Here is a 17,086-nt window from a genome sequence, read left to right as displayed (position 1 = left end):
AATTGAGATGAAGAAGCCTTTACTTGTAATGACTAGTATCGTAATGGTTGCTTTATTAACAGCGTGTGGGCAACAAAAGTCACAGTCTGAGCAAACAAGTCAGCCAAAACAAGTATCCGTGTCAGATAAGAAAAAGGCGCAGTCGTCAAAAAAAGCAGATACAACTAAAAAGACGCATACTAAAGAAGTAAATCAACCAAAAAAAGAATCCGTGTCAGATAAGAAAAAAGCGCAGTCGTCAAAAAAAGTAAATACGATTAAAAAGACGCCTGCCAAAGAAGTAAATCAACCAAAACAGATGAATTTAGATCAAATTCAAGTCAGTGATTACAGCAGTATCGTCGGTCAGTGGCAAATTGTGAAGTTAGAAGCACGGGGACGCGACTTACCACTTGATGATGTTCAGCCGTTAAATATTACTAAAGATAGTCTAGTGTCATCATCTTCGTTTACATTAAATAAAGCTGGCTTAAAAGATCAGAATGGGCTGCATGCGACGAAATTTGAAGTTGCTAATAATATCTTAACCGCCAGCTTAAGTAATGCAAGTGATGTTTCTATTAATTGGTCCGTCATGTTCTATCCCAAAGGGACTAGTCACGAATATGGTGTTAATACTGGTGAAGAAACGAACAAGCAGAATCTGATTGTTGTTTGGTCAAGTAGTAACTCAGTGACCGCGGTTTACAGCCAAAGTTAATATATATATAAATAGAAGGTCTACAATATCTGTTGCCAGTGATAGAAAAATCTATCACTGGCAACAGATTTTTTTGTATGACACTAAAAAGAGTCTCCTATGACAAATAATACTAAGGTTTTACTAAATATGAAATTTGCTGAAAGCACTCCTTAATCCAGCAGTCATCGGAGTTTATGGTACTTTAGATTACCTTCAAAAATGCCTGACACCCCTGCAGAGTTCTCAACATAATCAAATTGTTAGCTACGGATGGCGGGCATCTCTATTAGGCTACTACGTTATTCTAGTGGCCAACTTTAAGAAACTAACAATGAATTGAAACATATTAAACGTAATGCCTACGATTTCAGTAATTTTAGGAAACACATTTTCTTTGTAATGAGGATTATGTACATAAAAAAGGCGTTGTCACAAAGTGACAACACCCTCCATAATATATTCACCAACAATAGTTGCAATAGAACCAAAAATATTCACCAGTGACAACTGCAATATACCAAAAAAAACACCTCACAAATTGCTTTGTGAAGTGCTTCAAAATATCGATATAAATATATATTAACGTTTTGAGAATTGGCTTGCTTTACGAGCTTTCTTAAGACCTGGTTTCTTACGTTCTTTCATACGAGGATCACGAGTAAGTAATCCTGCAGATTTAAGAGCTGCACGGAAATCTGGATCTACTGTAAGTAATGCGCGAGCAATACCATGGCGAACTGCGCCAGCTTGACCTGAGAAGCCACCACCATTAGCGTTAACTAAAACATCATAACTACCTAATGTTTCTGTAGCGTTAAATGGTTGTAAGACTACTTCACGTAAGTTAGCAAATGGAATGTAATCTTCAATTGCTTTGTTGTTGATAGTAATTTTACCAGTACCTGGTACTAAACGTACGCGAGCTACTGAGTTTTTACGACGACCTGTTCCTGAATATACGACTTGAGCCATTTCAATTGCCTCCTTAAATTAAGTTTGTAATATCTAAAGTTTCTGGTTGTTGTGCTTGTTGATCATGTTCTGCACCACGATATACGTGTAATTTCAATGCTTGTTCTTTACCAAGAGTACCTTTTGGAAGCATACCTTTAACAGAGAAAGCAATCAATTTTTCAGGATCGTTGGCACGGAAATCACCAGCAGTACGAGTTTTTAAACCACCTGGATGATCTGTATGATGTTGGTATAATTTTCTGTCAGCTTTGTGACCAGTTAAACCAACCTTTTCTGCATTGATAACAATAACGTTATCACCAGTATCCACATTAGGTGTGAATGTTGGTTTGTTTTTACCGCGTAAGATAGAAGCAACGACAGTTGATAAGCGACCTAAAGAAATATCAGTTGCATCAATAACATACCATTTACGTTCTATTTCGCCTTTTTTTGCTAAATAAGTTGTACGCACGATTGTTTCCTCCGTTTTTTCATGTTGTTTGTTTGACACTCAAATAAGTTTCCGGGGCCTATCAGTGGGGCAAACAATACCATTTATAATATTAACTATTAAAAGTCAATTTGTCAATCTAATTTATGGGCATCCCACAAATAAATAACACCTTTTCAGATTTAAAATTGCCTTAGTATTCATATTGTCAATAACTTCTATATTACCCTAATTCGTCCGGATAATAAACCTTTTTTAAATATAATCCACTCGCCGGAGCTGTTTCTCGAGCTTGTTGTCGATCCTTTACTTCATATAACCGTAAAATATCATGAACCGGACGCCGGCCGTTCCCTATTTCTAGGAGTGTAGCGACTAAAATTCGGACCATATTGTACAGAAAGCCATTTCCATAAAATTCAAAAATAATTTCATGGTTTTCTTTATCTTCTCTCACGGTTGCCTCATAAATCGTCCGAACGTGATCTGTAACCTGGCTACCTGCCGCCACGAAACTAGAAAAATCATGTTCGCCAACTAAATCAGGTAATGCTTCTTCAATTTTGGCGATATCTATCTTGTATTTATAATGACCCGTGTAGAAGCGTTTAAATGGGTCGGTAAATTCACCTTGAGAAACACGATACATATATCGTTTACCATGCGTACTATAGCGTGAATGAAAATCATCACTGACAAGTTCGGCTTTTTTAACTTGAACATCCAGTGGCAATAAACTGTTCAATGCTCTCATCATGCTAGTTTCCGGAATTTCATGCATGAAGTCAAAATGAAAAACCTGTCCTAAGGCATGAACGCCAGCATCTGTTCGGCCTGAACCATAAATTCTAACTGGTACTTCTGATTTACTCATAATTGTTACTGCTTTTTCTAAGACAGATTCAACCGTCCGTTGGTTTGGCTGCCTCTGAAACCCTGCAAAAGCTGCGCCATCATAAGCAACGGTAATTTTAAAACGTACTGACATATTTATTCATCCTTAATTTTTGAGGTAGACTAATGCAACGGTAACGATAGCGAATAAAACAAAAGCTAACGTATCAGCCGTCCGCCATTTTAAAATACGATACTTTGTTCGACCTTCTCCACCCTGGTAACCACGAGATTCCATGGCAATCGCTAAATCTTCGGCACGATTGAACGAACTTACAAATAGCGGAATTAACAACGGGATAATTGATTGCATTTGTTTAATTAGCGACCCTTGACCAAAGTTCACACCTCGAGCTCGTTGAGCGTTCATAATTTTTTCTGTCTCATCCATTAATGTAGGGACAAAACGTAACGCGATTGATAACATTAACGCAATTTCATAAACTGGAAATTTGATTGCTTTAAGTGGTTTTAATAAAGATTCAATCGCATCTGCTAGTTGGAGTGGTGCCGTTGACAACGTCAATAATGTTGACATAAAAATAATTAAAATAAATCGGCAAAAAATATATAATCCATTTGTCACACCAAATTGAGAAATTTTAAAAATCCCCCAATGCCAGTACATTTGGCCACCACTTGAAAATAGCATTTGCAAAGCAACCGTAAAGATAATCAGCCAAATTAATGGCCGGACACCTTTTAAAAAGAAACTCATATTAATTTTTGACGCTAAAATACATCCTAACGTAAAAACTAAAAGCATAGAAAAACTTTGCCAATTATTTGCCATAAAGATTATTCCAACAAAATAAAAACTCAAAACTAATTTAGCACGCGGATCCATGCGGTGAACGAGTGAATCACCCGCTATGTAACGTCCAAAAATCAACTTATTCATTAGCGTCATGACCTCCATTTTGGCTTAGCAGCGTGACGAGGTCGTCGGCTAATTCATTCTCTGTTAAAGGCATCTCCTTGAATTCAAAGCCTTTTTCAATTAATTTTTTTGAAAATAACGTTGTTGTTGGCACGTTCAAATGGTTACTTAATAAGAACTCTGGATCAGCAAAAACTTCTCTTGGTGTGCCCGATTTAATAATCGTTCCTTTTGACATGATAATAGCGTGATTCGCATAATTTGCCACATCATCCATCTGATGCGTTACGAGAATAATCGTCAAATTTTGTTCACGATGAAGTTCTTCGAACATTGCCATCATATCAACGCGACCTTTAGGATCTAATCCTGCTGTGGGTTCGTCTAAAACCAAGATTTTAGGTTCCATAGCCAGAATTCCAGCGATTGCTACGCGACGCATTTGACCACCAGAGAGGTCAAATGGTGATTGCTGATAGATATTCTCTGGTAATCCAACTAACTTCAACATTTTTGTCGCTATTTTCTCAGCTTCTTCATCTGTTTTACCAAAGTTTTTTGGCGCAAATGCCACATCTTTAATAACCGTTTCTTCAAACAATTGTGCTTCTGGAAATTGAAAAACGATGCCAACTTGTTTTCGTAAATCGTTTAACGTTTTATTGGCCGTTTCTGGTGTAATGATTTGATTCCCAATTGTAATTTTACCTTCAGTTGGTTTTAATAGGCCATTTAAATGTTGCAATAGGGTCGATTTACCAGAACCTGTATGTCCAACAATTGCTGTAAATGAGCCGTCCTCAATTTCAAGATTGATATTATGTAGCGCCCGACTTTCAAAAGGTGTCCCTTTTTGGTAGGTAAAGGCTACTTCGTTGAATTTAATTGCCATAACCAATCTACCATACCTTCCTCTGTCATATAGTCGTCCGGAATGTCAAAATGACGTTTTTTAAGCGCGACTTTTAAGCGTTCTGGATATGGAATATCTAATCCCATATCTACTAATTGTTCACCAAGTGCAAAAATTTCAGCAGGTGTGCCTTCTTTTACCAGCTCGCCTTTGTCCATAACCATAATTTTGTCAGCACTTGCCGCTTCATTAATATCATGCGTGATTGAAATAATTGTTAGCCCACGTTCTTCTTTGAGTTGATGTATTAGGCTCAAAACTTCGTCACGACCTTCTGGATCCAACATGCTAGTTGATTCATCCAAGATGATAACTTCTGGCCTTAGAGCGACAATTCCAGCGATTGCGACACGTTGTTTCTGTCCCCCAGATAGTCTAGCAGGTTCCTTGGCCGCAAACTCCCACATATCTACACGTTCAAGCGCGTCTCTGACTCGTTCTTGCATTTCTTTACGTTCTATTCCATTGTTTTCAAGTCCAAATGCAACGTCATCTTCAACAGTTGCTCCCACAAACTGGTTATCTGGGTTTTGAAAAACGATGCCAATCTTACGACGAATATCCCAGACCGTTTCTGGTGATAAAATAAGGCCATCTACTGTGATTTCACCTGATTGAGGTGCTAGCAAGCCATTAATATTTTTAGATAATGTACTTTTCCCACTACCGTTATGACCAATAATTGCAACCCAGTCACCTTTTTCAATCGTAAAGGACACATCTTTAAGTGCCATTTCACTCATTTCTTTTTGTGCTTCATATTGATAATTTAAATGATCAACTTTAATTAATTCAGTCATTGTTACTGTCCTCACAATTCACAAGATAACTTACGTTTTGCATTATATCACAGGCCAAAATGAACTCAGTGTATTTATACTTTTACTCTTTATAGTTGTCCTATCTATACAACATACATCTAAAATGCATTTTTTGTACTTTTAAGCTCTTAATTAACAATAAACAGCCATTTAGTCACACCTTTTTATATTGCGCTAAGAACTGCATTTTAAGCTAAATTTCTCTCACCATTTGATAATTAACTAGATTTTGTTGATGTCGATAATTATCTTATCTTTTTATAATTTTAAACCCATAATGTTCAAAAAAAGAGACAGCAGTTATTGAAGCCTCTACCGTTTGTACATTTATTTGTAATTCATTCCTTTGGTAATTTGTTAATTCTGTTAAAATAAGCGCTCCGATATGCTGTCGAATCATAGAACTCTCTACGTACAGCATATCAATATGTCCTGTTACTTCAAGGTTACCAAATCCTATGACCTTTAAATCTTTGATGGCAAGTAGCGTAAATGATTCACTTAATCGTTTATGCCATGCACTCAGATCTGGATTATTCTGCACCCACTCATTAATTTCTAGTTGTGAATAATCTTGTCGGTTAATCTCTTGAATTGTTTGGTTGAATAATGTCGTTATTTCCGATAAATATTTACTATCATAACGGTAAAGTTGTATTGAACTTTGTGCCATCACATTACCCCCTAAACAGATTAAGAATACTATTATCATACTAGGTTTTAGCACATAAAAAAAGGGTTCTGAACACATTATTAAAATGTGTTCAGAACCCTTTTTTCAGACCTCATTAGACAATAAAAAATCACTATGAAGGATGACCGGCAAATCACAAATGTGAAGAACCTTCAAACTAGACTAAGATTACTCCATCATCATAACGTTTGTTTTTAATCATCAATCAAAGTGAAAAATTATCTGTTAACGAATTATACTAATTCAATAATAACCATTTGTGCGGCATCGCCACGACGAGGCATTGTTTTCATAGTTCTAGTGTATCCACCATTACGTTCAGCGTAACGAGGAGCTACATCAGAAAATAATTTTTGTAATGCTGATTGAACAGTGACATCGTCACCATCTTCTTTCACGTCAGCAACTGTGTTTCTTACGAAAGCAGCAGCACGACGACGTGAAGCTAAATCACCACGTTTACCTAAAGAAATCATTTTATCGGCAGATTTGCGTACTTCTTTAGCGCGAGCTTCAGTAGTCACAATTCGTTCGTTGATAATAAGACTTGTTGTTAAATCACGTAACATTGCTTTACGTTGAGAACTTGTACGTCCTAATTTGCGGTAACTCATGAATAGTTTCCCTCCCTCTATATAATATTAGTCATCATGACGTAATGATAAATCAAGCGCAGCTAATTTAGCTTTAACTTCTTCCAATGATTTACGGCCCAAGTTACGGACTTTCATCATGTCAGCTTCGGATTTATTCGTTAATTCTTGAACCGTGTTGATTCCAGCACGTTTCAAACAATTGTATGAACGAACTGATAAATCAAGTTCTTCAATCGTCATTTCGAGCATTTTTTCTTTATGTGTTTCTTCTTTTTCAACCATAATTTCAGCATTTTTAGCTTCATCGGTTAAATCAACAAATAAAGTCAAATGCTCAGTTAAAATTTTAGCCGACAAACTAATGGCTTCGCTTGGTGTAATTGAACCATTAGTCCAAACATCAAGTGTCAATTTGTCATAATCATCTTTTTGACCAACACGTGTTTTTTCTACTTGGTAGTTCACACGTTCGATTGGGGTATAAATGGAGTCAATTGGTAATACGCCAATTGGCATATCTTCCGCTTTGTTTTGATCAGCAGATACGTATCCACGACCATTGCTAGCGTTCATGCGAACATGAAAAGATGCACCTTCTGCGACTGTACAAATGTACAAGTCGGGATTTAATACTTCAACATCACTGTTTACAATGATGTCACCGGCAGTAACCTCTGCGGGACCTTTCACATCAATTTCGATGGATTGGTCTTCATCAGCAGCTAACTTCAAAGCAACTTTCTTAATATTCAAGATAATTTGAGTAACATCTTCCAATACGCCTTCAATAGTTGAAAACTCATGTAAAACACCATCAATTTGAATATTAGTAATAGATGCGCCTGGTAAGGAAGATAATAGAATCCGACGAAGTGAATTACCTAATGTCGTACCATAACCGCGTTCAAGTGGTTCTACAACAAATTTACCATAGTTAGGACTTTCATCTATCTTATGAATATTTGGTTTTTCAAATTCAATCATTCTTATCTTTACCCCTTTCAAAACGTAACGTGTAATCTAGTGAAAACATTATGAAGTTCAACTCCGTAATGAATATTAATCCACGTTAAACACGACGGCGTTTTGGAGGACGACATCCATTATGAGGCACTGGAGTAACATCGCGAATTGCTGTTACTTCAAGACCAGTAGTTTGTAAAGCACGGATTGCGGCTTCACGGCCAGAACCAGGTCCTTTAACTGCTACTTCAACAGTCTTCATACCATTTTCCATTGAGCCTTTAGCTGCAGCTTCTGCTGCCATTTGTGCTGCGAATGGTGTAGATTTACGACTACCTCTAAAACCTAATGCACCAGCTGATGACCATGCAACAGCGTTACCGTTAACATCAGTAATCATAACAAGTGTATTGTTAAAAGTAGAATGAATATGTGCAACACCGGCTTCAATATGTTTTTTAACACGGCGTTTGCGAGAAACTTTCTTAGTTGCCATAAATAGTATTACCTCCTTAATCTAGTAATTATTTCTTGCGGCCTGCAATTGATGTAGCTGGGCCTTTACGTGTACGAGCGTTGTTTTTCGTGTTTTGTCCACGAACTGGTAAACCACGACGATGACGCATGCCTCGGTACGTTCCAATTTCTTGGAGACGTTTAATGTTTAAACTGATTTCGCGACGTAAGTCACCTTCAATTTTAAATTGATCAACAACTTTACGGATTGCATCCTCTTGGTCAGTTGTTAAATCACGAGTTCTAATATCTTCTGATACTTCTGCTTCTACCAAGATCTTAGCAGCAGTTGTATTACCGATTCCATAAATGTAAGTTAATGCTACCACGATTCTTTTATCACGTGGAATATCAATACCTGCAATACGAGCCATAACAATTACACCTCCTAATTTTTATTATCCTTGACGTTGTTTATGTTTTGGATTTGCGCTACAAATGATCATAACTCGACCTTTGCGCTTGATAACTTTACAATGTTCACACATTGGTTTTACTGATGGTCTTACTTTCATTGAATTATACCTCCTAAAAGTTTTTGAAGTACAATCTATTTAAAGCGATAAGTAATACGACCCTTACTTAAATCGTAAGGAGACATTTCAACCGTCACTTTATCACCAGGTAAAATACGAATATAATTCTTACGAATTTTACCAGAGACATGAGCTAAAATTTCATGATCATTTTCAAGTACAACTCGAAAAGTCGCATTGGGTAACGTTTCACGGACCGTACCCTCAATCTCAATTACTTCTTCTTTCGCCACGTAAATGTACCTCCTTAAAATCGTGTTTTAACTTTACATGTAAAAATGGCGAGAATTAGACACTCTCACCCGTTCTTATCAGGATATTATTACAAATATCCTCCTGAAAAGATAAACCGGAATTATTCTATCATACCGCTATCTCAGATGCAAGTTAGCCACTCCGGCACAATTACTTTGCAGCGGAATACTCAGATTACTTGAGATTGTTTAAAATCGTTTCAATATCTGCAAATACATCTTCAATATCGCGGTTACCATCTACTGTATACAATAGATGACGTTGTTCGTAAAAATCTAATAACGGTGTATTCATTTTGATGTTAACTTCTAAACGATTTTTAACCGTTTCAAGTTTGTCATCTTCACGTTGATAAAATTCATGTTGCCCACAGCGATCACATGTTCCTTCAACCTTTGTGGGGTTGAAGATTTTGTGATATGTAGCTCCACAATTACGACAAATGTAACGACCAGTTAAACGTTCGATTAGAGATTCAGGATCAACATGAATGTCAATGACTGCGTTAAGAGGTTTTCCAAGGTCCTTACCGATTTCGTCCAAGGCAACAGCTTGTGCCATATTTCTTGGAAACCCATCAAGCATGTAGCCATCTTGAATATCATCTTCAGCTAATCGTTCTTTGACAATGCCATTTGTGACTTCATCAGGAACAAGGTCACCACGATCGATATACTTTTTAGCTTCAAGTCCCATTGGTGTTTCATTTTTCATTGCTGCACGGAAGATGTCTCCCGTAGAGATATGAGCGATGTGGAAAGCGTCGACAATCTTTTCAGCTTGTGTTCCCTTACCTGCACCAGGTAAACCCATTAACATCAGGTTCATTTTAGTCATGAATATCCTCCTAATATGAGAAATGGTTAGGCATCAGCCTAACCTAATTCTCAGTTTAAAATTTGTTTTTTATCGATTATCTAATGAATCCGACGTACTTACGTTTCATCATCATACCCTCTAATTGACGAATAGTTTCAAGAGCAACCCCAACGACAATCAACAGACTAGTACCACCCAAACCAACTGATTCATCTAATCCGAACAAACTTGATGCTAATAATGGAATTAAAGCAACAAATCCTAAGAATAATGAACCAACAGTACTTAAACGCATTAATAATTTTGAAACATATTTTTCTGTTGCTTTACCAGGCCAAACACTTGGAATATAACTTCCTTGTTTTTGTAAATTCTCTGAGAGTTTCTCAGGATTTACCTGTACGAAAGCGTAGAAGAATGTGAACAAGACAATCAATACGGTATATAGGATGGCTCCGTATGTTGTTTGCATGTTGAAAACTTGACTTAATACTTTATACCAAGTCGTGTCCCCTTGTGAGCTTTGGAATGCCAAAAGCACAGTTTGGGGTGTTGCAATGAACGAACTCGCAAAAATAACGGGGATAACACCCGCAACGTTTACCTTAAGTGGCAGATATGAACTATCTGTCGCACCAGCAACACGTCTTGTGTATTGAATTGGAATCTTATAGTTAGCTTGTTGAACATATGTTACAAAAGTTACGATTGCAAAAATAATAACGAGCAAGATAACTATGAACAAGATGCCCCCCCAAAGATCACCTTTATCAGCTTGGAAAATTTGTTCATTGAAAATCTGTTTAATACCACCTGGAATACGAGAAACGATACCTGCCATGATTAACATGGAAACACCATTCCCAATACCACGTTCAGTAATCATATCACCTAACCAAGTCGTAAACATTGTTCCGGCTGTTAAAATAACGCCCAAAACAACATATGTTTGCGTACTTGGATTGTTAACCAAACCTAAACTACTTAATGAGTCTAACCCTGCGGTGATACCTACAGATTGAACAAATGCTAAGACAATTGTTAGGTAACGTGTAGCTTGATTCAATTTACGACGACCAACTTCACCTTGCTTACTCCATTCTACAAAACGAGGAACAATGTCCATTTGTAGTAATTGAATAACAATTTGAGCTGTAATGTAGGGTGAAACCCCCATTGCGAAAATTGAGTAATTAGTTAATCCACCACCACTAAAAGTGTTAAGAAGACTAACTAAGTTACTACTTGTTGCACTAGCAATTGCAGCATGGTTAATTCCAGGAACTGTTATAAAAGTACCTAAGCGAAAGACAATTAAAACGCATAAAGTGAAAAAAATCTTTTGACGGATTTCTTTCACAGCTAATGCATTTTTCATCACTTTAAGCATTAGATCACCTCTGTTTGACCACCGGCAGCTTCAATAGCTTCTTTAGCAGCAGCTGAGAATTTACCTGCTTTAACAGATAATTTCTTGTTAAGTTCGCCGGAAGCTAAAATTTTAATTCCTGATTTTTCGTTCTTAACAATACCTGATTCAACAAGTAATGCTGGTGTTACTTCAGCACCGTTTTCGAATTTGTTTAAGCTATCTAAATTGACAACTGCATATTCTTTACGGTTGAAGTTATTAAATCCACGTTTTGGCATACGACGGAATAAAGGCATTTGTCCACCTTCAAAACCTAAACGTACTTTACTACGGGCTTTTTGGCCTTTTTGACCACGTCCAGAAGTTTTACCATTACCTGAAGATGTTCCACGTCCGACACGGTTACGTACTGAGCGAGAACCTTCACTTGGTTTTAATTCATGTAATTTCATAGGGTTGGCACCTCCTTATTTTAAACTGCAAACAAGATGTTGATGTTATTTAACTTCTTCAACGTCCACTAAATGAGAAATCTTGGCGATAACGCCTCGTGTTACTGCGTCATTAGGACGAATAACAGAGCTGCTAATACGGTGTAAACCGAAAGCTTTAACGATTTCGCGTTGATTTTGAGGACGTCCGATGACACTGCGTTTTAATGTAATTTTTAAATCTGTCATGTTTTAGTCCTCCTAGTCAGCTAAGTGTTGAATAGAAACGCCACGTAATGCAGCAACTTCTTCAGCACTCTTCATTTTCTTTAAACCATCCATTGTTGCGCGAACAACGTTGATTGGTGTATTTGAGCCTAATGATTTACTTGTTACATCTGCTACTCCAGCAAGTTCCATAACGGCACGAACTGAACCACCAGCGGCAACTCCAGAACCTTCAACAGCTGGTTTAAGCATAATGCGTCCACCACTGTATTGACCGAGAACTTCGTGAGGAAGTGTCGTACCGACCATAGGTACTTCAATCAAGTTCTTTTTAGCATCTTCAACTGCTTTACGGATTGCTTCAGGAACTTCTTGAGCTTTACCTGTACCGAAGCCTACATGACCATTGTGATCACCGACAATAACTAATGCAGCAAAACGTAGACGACGTCCACCTTTTACAACTTTAGTAACACGGTTAATCGCAACAACACGATCTTCTAAATCTAAATGAGTTGGATCAATGAAAGTCATAAACTATTTCCTCCCTTTCTTAGAATTCTAATCCATTTTCACGAGCTGCTTCAGCTAAAGCAGCAACGCGTCCATGGTATAAGTATCCGCCACGATCAAAAACAACAGCTTTGATACCTTTGTCATTAGCACGTTTAGCAACTAATGCGCCAACAGCAGTAGCTTTTGCTACTTTACTGTCGCCAGTTACTTCACTATCAATTGTTGAGGCACTTGCTAGCGTTACACCCGCTACGTCATCAATTACTTGAGCGTAGATGTGGTTATTAGAACGGAATACGTTTAAGCGTGGGCACTCTGCAGTTCCAGAAATCTTGCCACGAACACGTAAATGACGTTTTGAACGTGTTTTATTTCTATCTGGTTTTGTAATCACAATTTTCACCTCTTGATTTTATTCAAAAACAAAGTAAGCAATGCTAAGCAGCATTATTTACCTGTTTTACCTTCTTTACGACGAACATATTCGCCAACGTAACGAATTCCTTTACCTTTATAAGGTTCTGGAGGACGAACGGCACGAATTTCTGCGGCAAGATCGCCAACTTCTTGTTTACTGATACCTGAAATAATAATACTTGTATTTGCAGGAACTTCAACAGTTAAGTTTTCGCGTTCTTCAAAATCCACTGGATGTGAATAACCAACATTTAATACTAATTTTTTCCCTTGTAATTGTGCACGATAACCAACACCAATCAACTCAAGTTCTTTTTTGAAACCTTCTGTAACACCAAGAACCATGTTGTTTACGTTGGCACGCATTGTACCATGTAAGGCACGAGTGCTTTTATCGTCACTTTCACGAGTAAATTTAACTGAAAGACCTTCAACATGCATTGTAATAGCACTAGAGAACTTACGAGTTAATTCACCTTTGGGGCCTTTTACTGTAACCATTTGACCTTCTTGTGTAACTTCTACACCAGCAGGAAGAACGATTTCTTTATAACCTATACGACTCACGCGAGTGACACCTCCTTACGAATTAATTGATTACCAGATGTATGCTAAGACTTCGCCACCAATTTGTTTGGCGCGTGCATCTTTATCTGTCATCACACCTTCTGATGTTGAGATAACTGCGATTCCTAAACCATTTAATACTTTAGGAACTGCATCAGCTTGAACGTACGTACGTAATCCTGGTTTTGAGATACGTTTAATACCAGAGATTACACGTTCGTTGTCTTTTCCAAATTTTAAAAATACACGGATAATACCTTGTTTGTCATCATCGATGTATTCGATATCACGTACGAAACCTTCATTTTTAAGGATTTCAGCGATATCACGTTTGATTTTTGAAGCAGGCACTTCTAAAGACTCATGCCGTACCATGTTTGCATTACGGATACGAGTTAAAAAGTCTGCGATCGGATCAGTCATGACCATTGAGTTTACCCTCCTTTAACTTGTCTTTTAGATTTACCAGCTAGCTTTTTTCATACCAGGAATTTGGCCTTTGTGAGCAAGGTCACGAAGACAAATACGGCATAATTTAAATTTACGATAAACAGAATGTGGGCGACCACAACGTTCGCAACGTGTATAAGCTTGTGTAGAGAATTTTGCTGGACGTTTGTTCTTTGCAATTAATGATTTTTTAGCCAAAGCTTTGTAACCTCCTTATTATTTAGAAAACGGCATACCTAATTGTGTGAGTAATTCTTTTGATTCCTCATCAGTATTAGCAGTTGTAACAATAACGATATCCATTCCACGAACTTTATCCACATCATCAAAATCGATTTCTGGGAAAATTAATTGTTCGCGAACACCTAAAGTATAGTTACCACGGCCATCAAAGGCTTTTTTGCTAACGCCACGGAAATCACGCACACGAGGTAATGAAACTGAAACTAATTTATCTAAGAAATCGTACATGCGTTCGCCACGTAAAGTAACTTTAGCACCGATTGGCATACCTTCACGTAAACGGAAGCCAGCAATTGATTTTTTAGCTTTTGTAACCAAAGGTTTTTGACCAGCGATTAAAGCTAATTCTTCAACAGCTTTATCTAAATTTTTAGCATTAGTAACAGCATCACCAACACCCATGTTGATAACAATTTTATCAACTTGAGGTGTTTGCATAATTGATGTGTAGTTAAATTTTTCCATCATAGATGGTGTAATTTCATTAGTGAACTTTTCTTTTAAACGGTTAGTCATGAAGAAAGTGTCCTCCTTTCAGTAGGTCTATTTAACAGTTTCACCTGATTTTTTAGAAACTCTAACTTTCTTGCCGTCTACAACTTTGAAGCCAACACGAGTTGGTTCGTTTGTAGATGGGTCGATAAGCATCACGTTTGAAACGTGAATTGGTGCTTCTATATCCACGATGCCACCTTGTGGATTCGAGTTACTAGGTTTTTGATGTTTTTTTGCAATATTCATGCCTTCAACAATCACACGGTCATCTTTAAGGAAAACTTTAGTAACAGTACCTTGTTTACCTTTATCTTTACCTGCAATTAATTGAACTTTATCACCAGTTTTGACGAACATTTAGCGCACCTCCTTGTTTTCCGATGGATTTCTTATAATACTTCGGGTGCTAAAGAAACAATCTTCATGAAATTGTTATCACGTAATTCACGTGCAACAGGTCCAAAGATACGTGTACCTTTAGGGCTTTTATCATCTTGGATGATAACGGCAGCATTTTCATCAAATTTGATGTATGAACCGTCAGCGCGATGAGCACCTGATTTTGTACGTACGATTACAGCTTTAACAACTTCACCTTTTTTGACAACACCACCTGGTGTTGCATGTTTAACAGTAGCAACAATAACGTCACCGATATTAGCAGTTTTACGCTTTGATCCACCTAAAACTTTAATAGTTAAGATTTCTTTTGCGCCTGAATTGTCGGCAATTTTTAAACGACTTTCTGTTTGTATCACAGTAAGTGTCCTCCTTTCGATAGCAAATTAGAAATACGAATGGCAATTATGCTTAAGCAATAACTGCTTTTTCAACGATATCTAATAAACGGAATCTCTTAGTTGCTGACAACGGACGAGTTTCCATAATTTGAACGATATCGCCGATTTTTGCTTCGTTATTTTCATCATGTGCATAGAATTTTTTAGAATAAGTCACACGTTTACCGTAGGTTTTGTGTGTCTTGTATGTTTCGATAAGAACACTAATCGTTTTATCCATTTTGTCGGATACAACGCGTCCTTGATAGACTTTACGTTGGTTACGAGTTTCACTCATGCGTAAATGGCCTCCCTTTCGTAATCTACTTGTTTAATTCTTGTTGGCGTAATGCCGTTTTAATACGAGCAATTGTTTTACGTACTTCACTTAAGCGTGCGGTATTTTCTAATTGACCGGTAGCTAATTGGAAGCGTAAGTTAAACAATTCATCTTTAAATTCTTGTTCTTTGGTAATCATTTCAGCAGTGGTTAATTCATTAATTTCCTTAGCCTTCATGTGATTCGCCACCTACTTCCTCACGTTTTACAATTTTAGTTCTCACTGGAAGTTTGTTTGATGCTAAGCGTAAAGCTTCGCGAGCAACTTCTTCGGGAACACCGGCAACTTCAAACATGATCTTTCCACGTTTAACTGGAGCTACCCATCCTTCAGGAGCACCTTTACCAGAACCCATTCGAACACCAATTGCTTTTGCAGTATATGATTTATGAGGGAAAATTTTAATCCATACTTTCCCACCACGTTTCATATGACGGTTAATAGCGACACGAGAAGCTTCGATTTGACGGTTAGTGATCCATGATGATTCAAGAGCCTGTAAACCGAATTCTCCAAAAGCGACTTCTTTGCCACCTTTAGCTTCCCCACGCATTTTACCACGGAATTCACGACGGAATTTTGTACGTTTAGGTACTAACATAGGTTATTTCCCTCCTTTCACAGCGTTTTTCTTAGCTGGTAAGATTTCACCACGGTAGATCCAGACTTTAACGCCTAATTTACCGTAAGTAGTCATTGCTTCAACCCAAGCGTAGTCAATATCTGCTCTTAAGGTATGTAATGGAACTGTACCATCTGAGTAGCTTTCAACACGAGACATATCAGCTCCGTTAAGACGGCCAGCAACTTGAACTTTGATACCTTTAGCACCAGAGCGCATTGTACGTTGCATAGCTTGTTTAACAGCACGACGGAATGCGACACGGTTTTCTAATTGTTCCGCAACGTTTTCGCCGACTAATTGAGCATCTAAATCAGGACGTTTGATTTCAACAATGTTGATATGCACACGTTTACCTGTTAAATCATTTAATTCTTTACGAAGTTTTTCAACTTCAGCTCCACCTTTACCGATAACCATACCAGGTTTAGCAGTATGGATTGAAACGTTAACACGTTTTGCAGCGCGTTCGATTTCAACGATAGAGACAGAAGCGTCGGTTAATTTTTCTTGAATGTATTTACGGATGTGTAAATCTTCATGAAGGTAGTTTGCAAAATCTTTTTCTGCATACCATTTTGAATCCCAATCACGAATGATACCTACACGTAATCCCGTTGGATTTATTTTTTGACCCACGCGTTATCC

30 protein-coding genes are annotated in these 17,086 nt (G+C 37.5%); 1 reads left to right on the top strand and 29 read right to left on the bottom strand.

Annotated elements, in window-relative coordinates; all coding sequences use genetic code 11:
• Window positions 1-7 precede the first annotated feature (7 nt).
• Window positions 8-700, top strand: coding sequence for a DUF6287 domain-containing protein (locus tag AC1RPR_RS03960; RefSeq protein ID WP_481761609.1), 693 nt, complete (start codon window positions 8-10; stop codon window positions 698-700).
• 561 nt (window positions 701-1,261) lie between these two features.
• Here AC1RPR_RS03960 and rpsI read toward each other — a convergent pair.
• From rpsI to rpsC, 29 genes are all read right to left on the bottom strand, one after another.
• On the bottom strand, window positions 1,262-1,654 hold the full coding sequence (gene rpsI / locus AC1RPR_RS03955; protein WP_409022038.1) for a 30S ribosomal protein S9: 393 nt from the start codon (window positions 1,652-1,654) through the stop codon (window positions 1,262-1,264).
• Window positions 1,655-1,667: 13 nt separating this feature from the next.
• Window positions 1,668-2,111, bottom strand: coding sequence for a 50S ribosomal protein L13 (gene rplM, locus AC1RPR_RS03950; protein WP_057974611.1), 444 nt, complete (start codon window positions 2,109-2,111; stop codon window positions 1,668-1,670).
• Window positions 2,112-2,313: 202 nt separating this feature from the next.
• Entirely contained in the window at window positions 2,314-3,078 is a 765-nt protein-coding gene (gene truA / locus AC1RPR_RS03945; RefSeq protein WP_409022037.1) for a tRNA pseudouridine(38-40) synthase TruA, read from the bottom strand.
• Between the two features lie 12 nt (window positions 3,079-3,090).
• Window positions 3,091-3,894, bottom strand: coding sequence for an energy-coupling factor transporter transmembrane component T family protein (locus AC1RPR_RS03940; protein ID WP_481761610.1), 804 nt, complete (start codon window positions 3,892-3,894; stop codon window positions 3,091-3,093).
• Complete coding sequence (locus AC1RPR_RS03935; RefSeq protein ID WP_481761611.1) at window positions 3,878-4,756, bottom strand: energy-coupling factor ABC transporter ATP-binding protein; 879 nt, start codon at window positions 4,754-4,756, stop codon at window positions 3,878-3,880. Before AC1RPR_RS03935 ends, AC1RPR_RS03940 begins: the two co-directional genes overlap by 17 nt.
• Window positions 4,732-5,577 carry an energy-coupling factor ABC transporter ATP-binding protein gene (locus AC1RPR_RS03930; RefSeq protein ID WP_481761612.1) on the bottom strand — a complete coding sequence of 282 codons (846 nt, stop codon included), beginning with the start codon at window positions 5,575-5,577 and terminating at the stop codon, window positions 4,732-4,734. Before AC1RPR_RS03930 ends, AC1RPR_RS03935 begins: the two co-directional genes overlap by 25 nt.
• Before the next feature lie 271 nt (window positions 5,578-5,848).
• A complete protein-coding gene (locus AC1RPR_RS03925) occupies window positions 5,849-6,271 on the bottom strand; it encodes a GNAT family N-acetyltransferase (RefSeq protein WP_481761613.1) in 423 nt (140 codons plus the stop codon).
• 254 nt (window positions 6,272-6,525) lie between these two features.
• Window positions 6,526-6,906: a 50S ribosomal protein L17 gene (gene rplQ / locus AC1RPR_RS03920; protein ID WP_057974617.1), complete on the bottom strand. Its 381-nt coding sequence runs from the start codon at window positions 6,904-6,906 to the stop codon at window positions 6,526-6,528.
• 27 nt (window positions 6,907-6,933) lie between these two features.
• Entirely contained in the window at window positions 6,934-7,872 is a 939-nt protein-coding gene (locus AC1RPR_RS03915; RefSeq protein ID WP_409022032.1) for a DNA-directed RNA polymerase subunit alpha, read from the bottom strand.
• Window positions 7,873-7,957: 85 nt separating this feature from the next.
• Complete coding sequence (gene rpsK, locus AC1RPR_RS03910; RefSeq protein ID WP_057974619.1) at window positions 7,958-8,347, bottom strand: 30S ribosomal protein S11; 390 nt, start codon at window positions 8,345-8,347, stop codon at window positions 7,958-7,960.
• 28 nt (window positions 8,348-8,375) lie between these two features.
• A complete protein-coding gene (rpsM, locus tag AC1RPR_RS03905) occupies window positions 8,376-8,741 on the bottom strand; it encodes a 30S ribosomal protein S13 (protein ID WP_057974620.1) in 366 nt (121 codons plus the stop codon).
• A gap of 24 nt (window positions 8,742-8,765) precedes the next feature.
• Window positions 8,766-8,882 (bottom strand): 50S ribosomal protein L36, encoded by a 117-nt coding sequence (rpmJ, locus tag AC1RPR_RS03900; protein ID WP_057756760.1) that lies wholly within the window; start codon window positions 8,880-8,882, stop codon window positions 8,766-8,768.
• A 35-nt stretch (window positions 8,883-8,917) separates the two neighbouring features.
• Window positions 8,918-9,136, bottom strand: a complete 219-nt coding sequence (infA, locus tag AC1RPR_RS03895; RefSeq protein ID WP_057974621.1) for a translation initiation factor IF-1 — start codon at window positions 9,134-9,136, stop codon at window positions 8,918-8,920.
• Window positions 9,137-9,332: 196 nt separating this feature from the next.
• Window positions 9,333-9,995: an adenylate kinase gene (locus AC1RPR_RS03890; RefSeq protein ID WP_481761614.1), complete on the bottom strand. Its 663-nt coding sequence runs from the start codon at window positions 9,993-9,995 to the stop codon at window positions 9,333-9,335.
• 76 nt (window positions 9,996-10,071) lie between these two features.
• Window positions 10,072-11,367, bottom strand: a complete 1,296-nt coding sequence (secY, locus tag AC1RPR_RS03885) for a preprotein translocase subunit SecY (protein ID WP_409022030.1) — start codon at window positions 11,365-11,367, stop codon at window positions 10,072-10,074.
• Complete coding sequence (rplO, locus tag AC1RPR_RS03880; protein ID WP_409022029.1) at window positions 11,367-11,801, bottom strand: 50S ribosomal protein L15; 435 nt, start codon at window positions 11,799-11,801, stop codon at window positions 11,367-11,369. The genes secY and rplO overlap by 1 nt, the downstream gene beginning before the upstream one ends.
• A gap of 45 nt (window positions 11,802-11,846) precedes the next feature.
• Window positions 11,847-12,029: a 50S ribosomal protein L30 gene (gene rpmD / locus AC1RPR_RS03875; protein WP_057974624.1), complete on the bottom strand. Its 183-nt coding sequence runs from the start codon at window positions 12,027-12,029 to the stop codon at window positions 11,847-11,849.
• A 12-nt stretch (window positions 12,030-12,041) separates the two neighbouring features.
• Window positions 12,042-12,542, bottom strand: a complete 501-nt coding sequence (gene rpsE / locus AC1RPR_RS03870; RefSeq protein ID WP_409022028.1) for a 30S ribosomal protein S5 — start codon at window positions 12,540-12,542, stop codon at window positions 12,042-12,044.
• 19 nt (window positions 12,543-12,561) lie between these two features.
• Window positions 12,562-12,918 carry a 50S ribosomal protein L18 gene (gene rplR / locus AC1RPR_RS03865; protein WP_462298812.1) on the bottom strand — a complete coding sequence of 119 codons (357 nt, stop codon included), beginning with the start codon at window positions 12,916-12,918 and terminating at the stop codon, window positions 12,562-12,564.
• A gap of 53 nt (window positions 12,919-12,971) precedes the next feature.
• On the bottom strand, window positions 12,972-13,508 hold the full coding sequence (rplF, locus tag AC1RPR_RS03860; protein WP_481761615.1) for a 50S ribosomal protein L6: 537 nt from the start codon (window positions 13,506-13,508) through the stop codon (window positions 12,972-12,974).
• A gap of 30 nt (window positions 13,509-13,538) precedes the next feature.
• Entirely contained in the window at window positions 13,539-13,937 is a 399-nt protein-coding gene (gene rpsH, locus AC1RPR_RS03855; RefSeq protein ID WP_057974628.1) for a 30S ribosomal protein S8, read from the bottom strand.
• 33 nt (window positions 13,938-13,970) lie between these two features.
• Window positions 13,971-14,156, bottom strand: coding sequence for a type Z 30S ribosomal protein S14 (locus AC1RPR_RS03850; RefSeq protein ID WP_057974629.1), 186 nt, complete (start codon window positions 14,154-14,156; stop codon window positions 13,971-13,973).
• Window positions 14,157-14,174: 18 nt separating this feature from the next.
• Window positions 14,175-14,717 carry a 50S ribosomal protein L5 gene (gene rplE / locus AC1RPR_RS03845; RefSeq protein ID WP_409022025.1) on the bottom strand — a complete coding sequence of 181 codons (543 nt, stop codon included), beginning with the start codon at window positions 14,715-14,717 and terminating at the stop codon, window positions 14,175-14,177.
• Between the two features lie 27 nt (window positions 14,718-14,744).
• Window positions 14,745-15,053: a 50S ribosomal protein L24 gene (gene rplX / locus AC1RPR_RS03840; protein ID WP_409022024.1), complete on the bottom strand. Its 309-nt coding sequence runs from the start codon at window positions 15,051-15,053 to the stop codon at window positions 14,745-14,747.
• Window positions 15,054-15,085: 32 nt separating this feature from the next.
• Window positions 15,086-15,454 (bottom strand): 50S ribosomal protein L14, encoded by a 369-nt coding sequence (gene rplN, locus AC1RPR_RS03835; protein ID WP_409022023.1) that lies wholly within the window; start codon window positions 15,452-15,454, stop codon window positions 15,086-15,088.
• A 52-nt stretch (window positions 15,455-15,506) separates the two neighbouring features.
• On the bottom strand, window positions 15,507-15,773 hold the full coding sequence (gene rpsQ / locus AC1RPR_RS03830; protein ID WP_057974633.1) for a 30S ribosomal protein S17: 267 nt from the start codon (window positions 15,771-15,773) through the stop codon (window positions 15,507-15,509).
• Between the two features lie 25 nt (window positions 15,774-15,798).
• Window positions 15,799-15,993, bottom strand: a complete 195-nt coding sequence (gene rpmC, locus AC1RPR_RS03825) for a 50S ribosomal protein L29 (RefSeq protein ID WP_057974634.1) — start codon at window positions 15,991-15,993, stop codon at window positions 15,799-15,801.
• Entirely contained in the window at window positions 15,983-16,417 is a 435-nt protein-coding gene (gene rplP, locus AC1RPR_RS03820) for a 50S ribosomal protein L16 (protein WP_057974635.1), read from the bottom strand. Before rplP ends, rpmC begins: the two co-directional genes overlap by 11 nt.
• 3 nt (window positions 16,418-16,420) lie before the next feature.
• Window positions 16,421-17,077 (bottom strand): 30S ribosomal protein S3, encoded by a 657-nt coding sequence (rpsC, locus tag AC1RPR_RS03815; RefSeq protein WP_057974636.1) that lies wholly within the window; start codon window positions 17,075-17,077, stop codon window positions 16,421-16,423.
• Window positions 17,078-17,086 lie beyond the last annotated feature (9 nt).

The sequence above is a fragment of the Dellaglioa sp. CoH-57-MRSF-22 genome (assembly GCF_056781895.1).
Note: the sequence above shows the minus strand (reverse complement) of the source record. Positions and strands in the feature narration are given on the sequence as shown.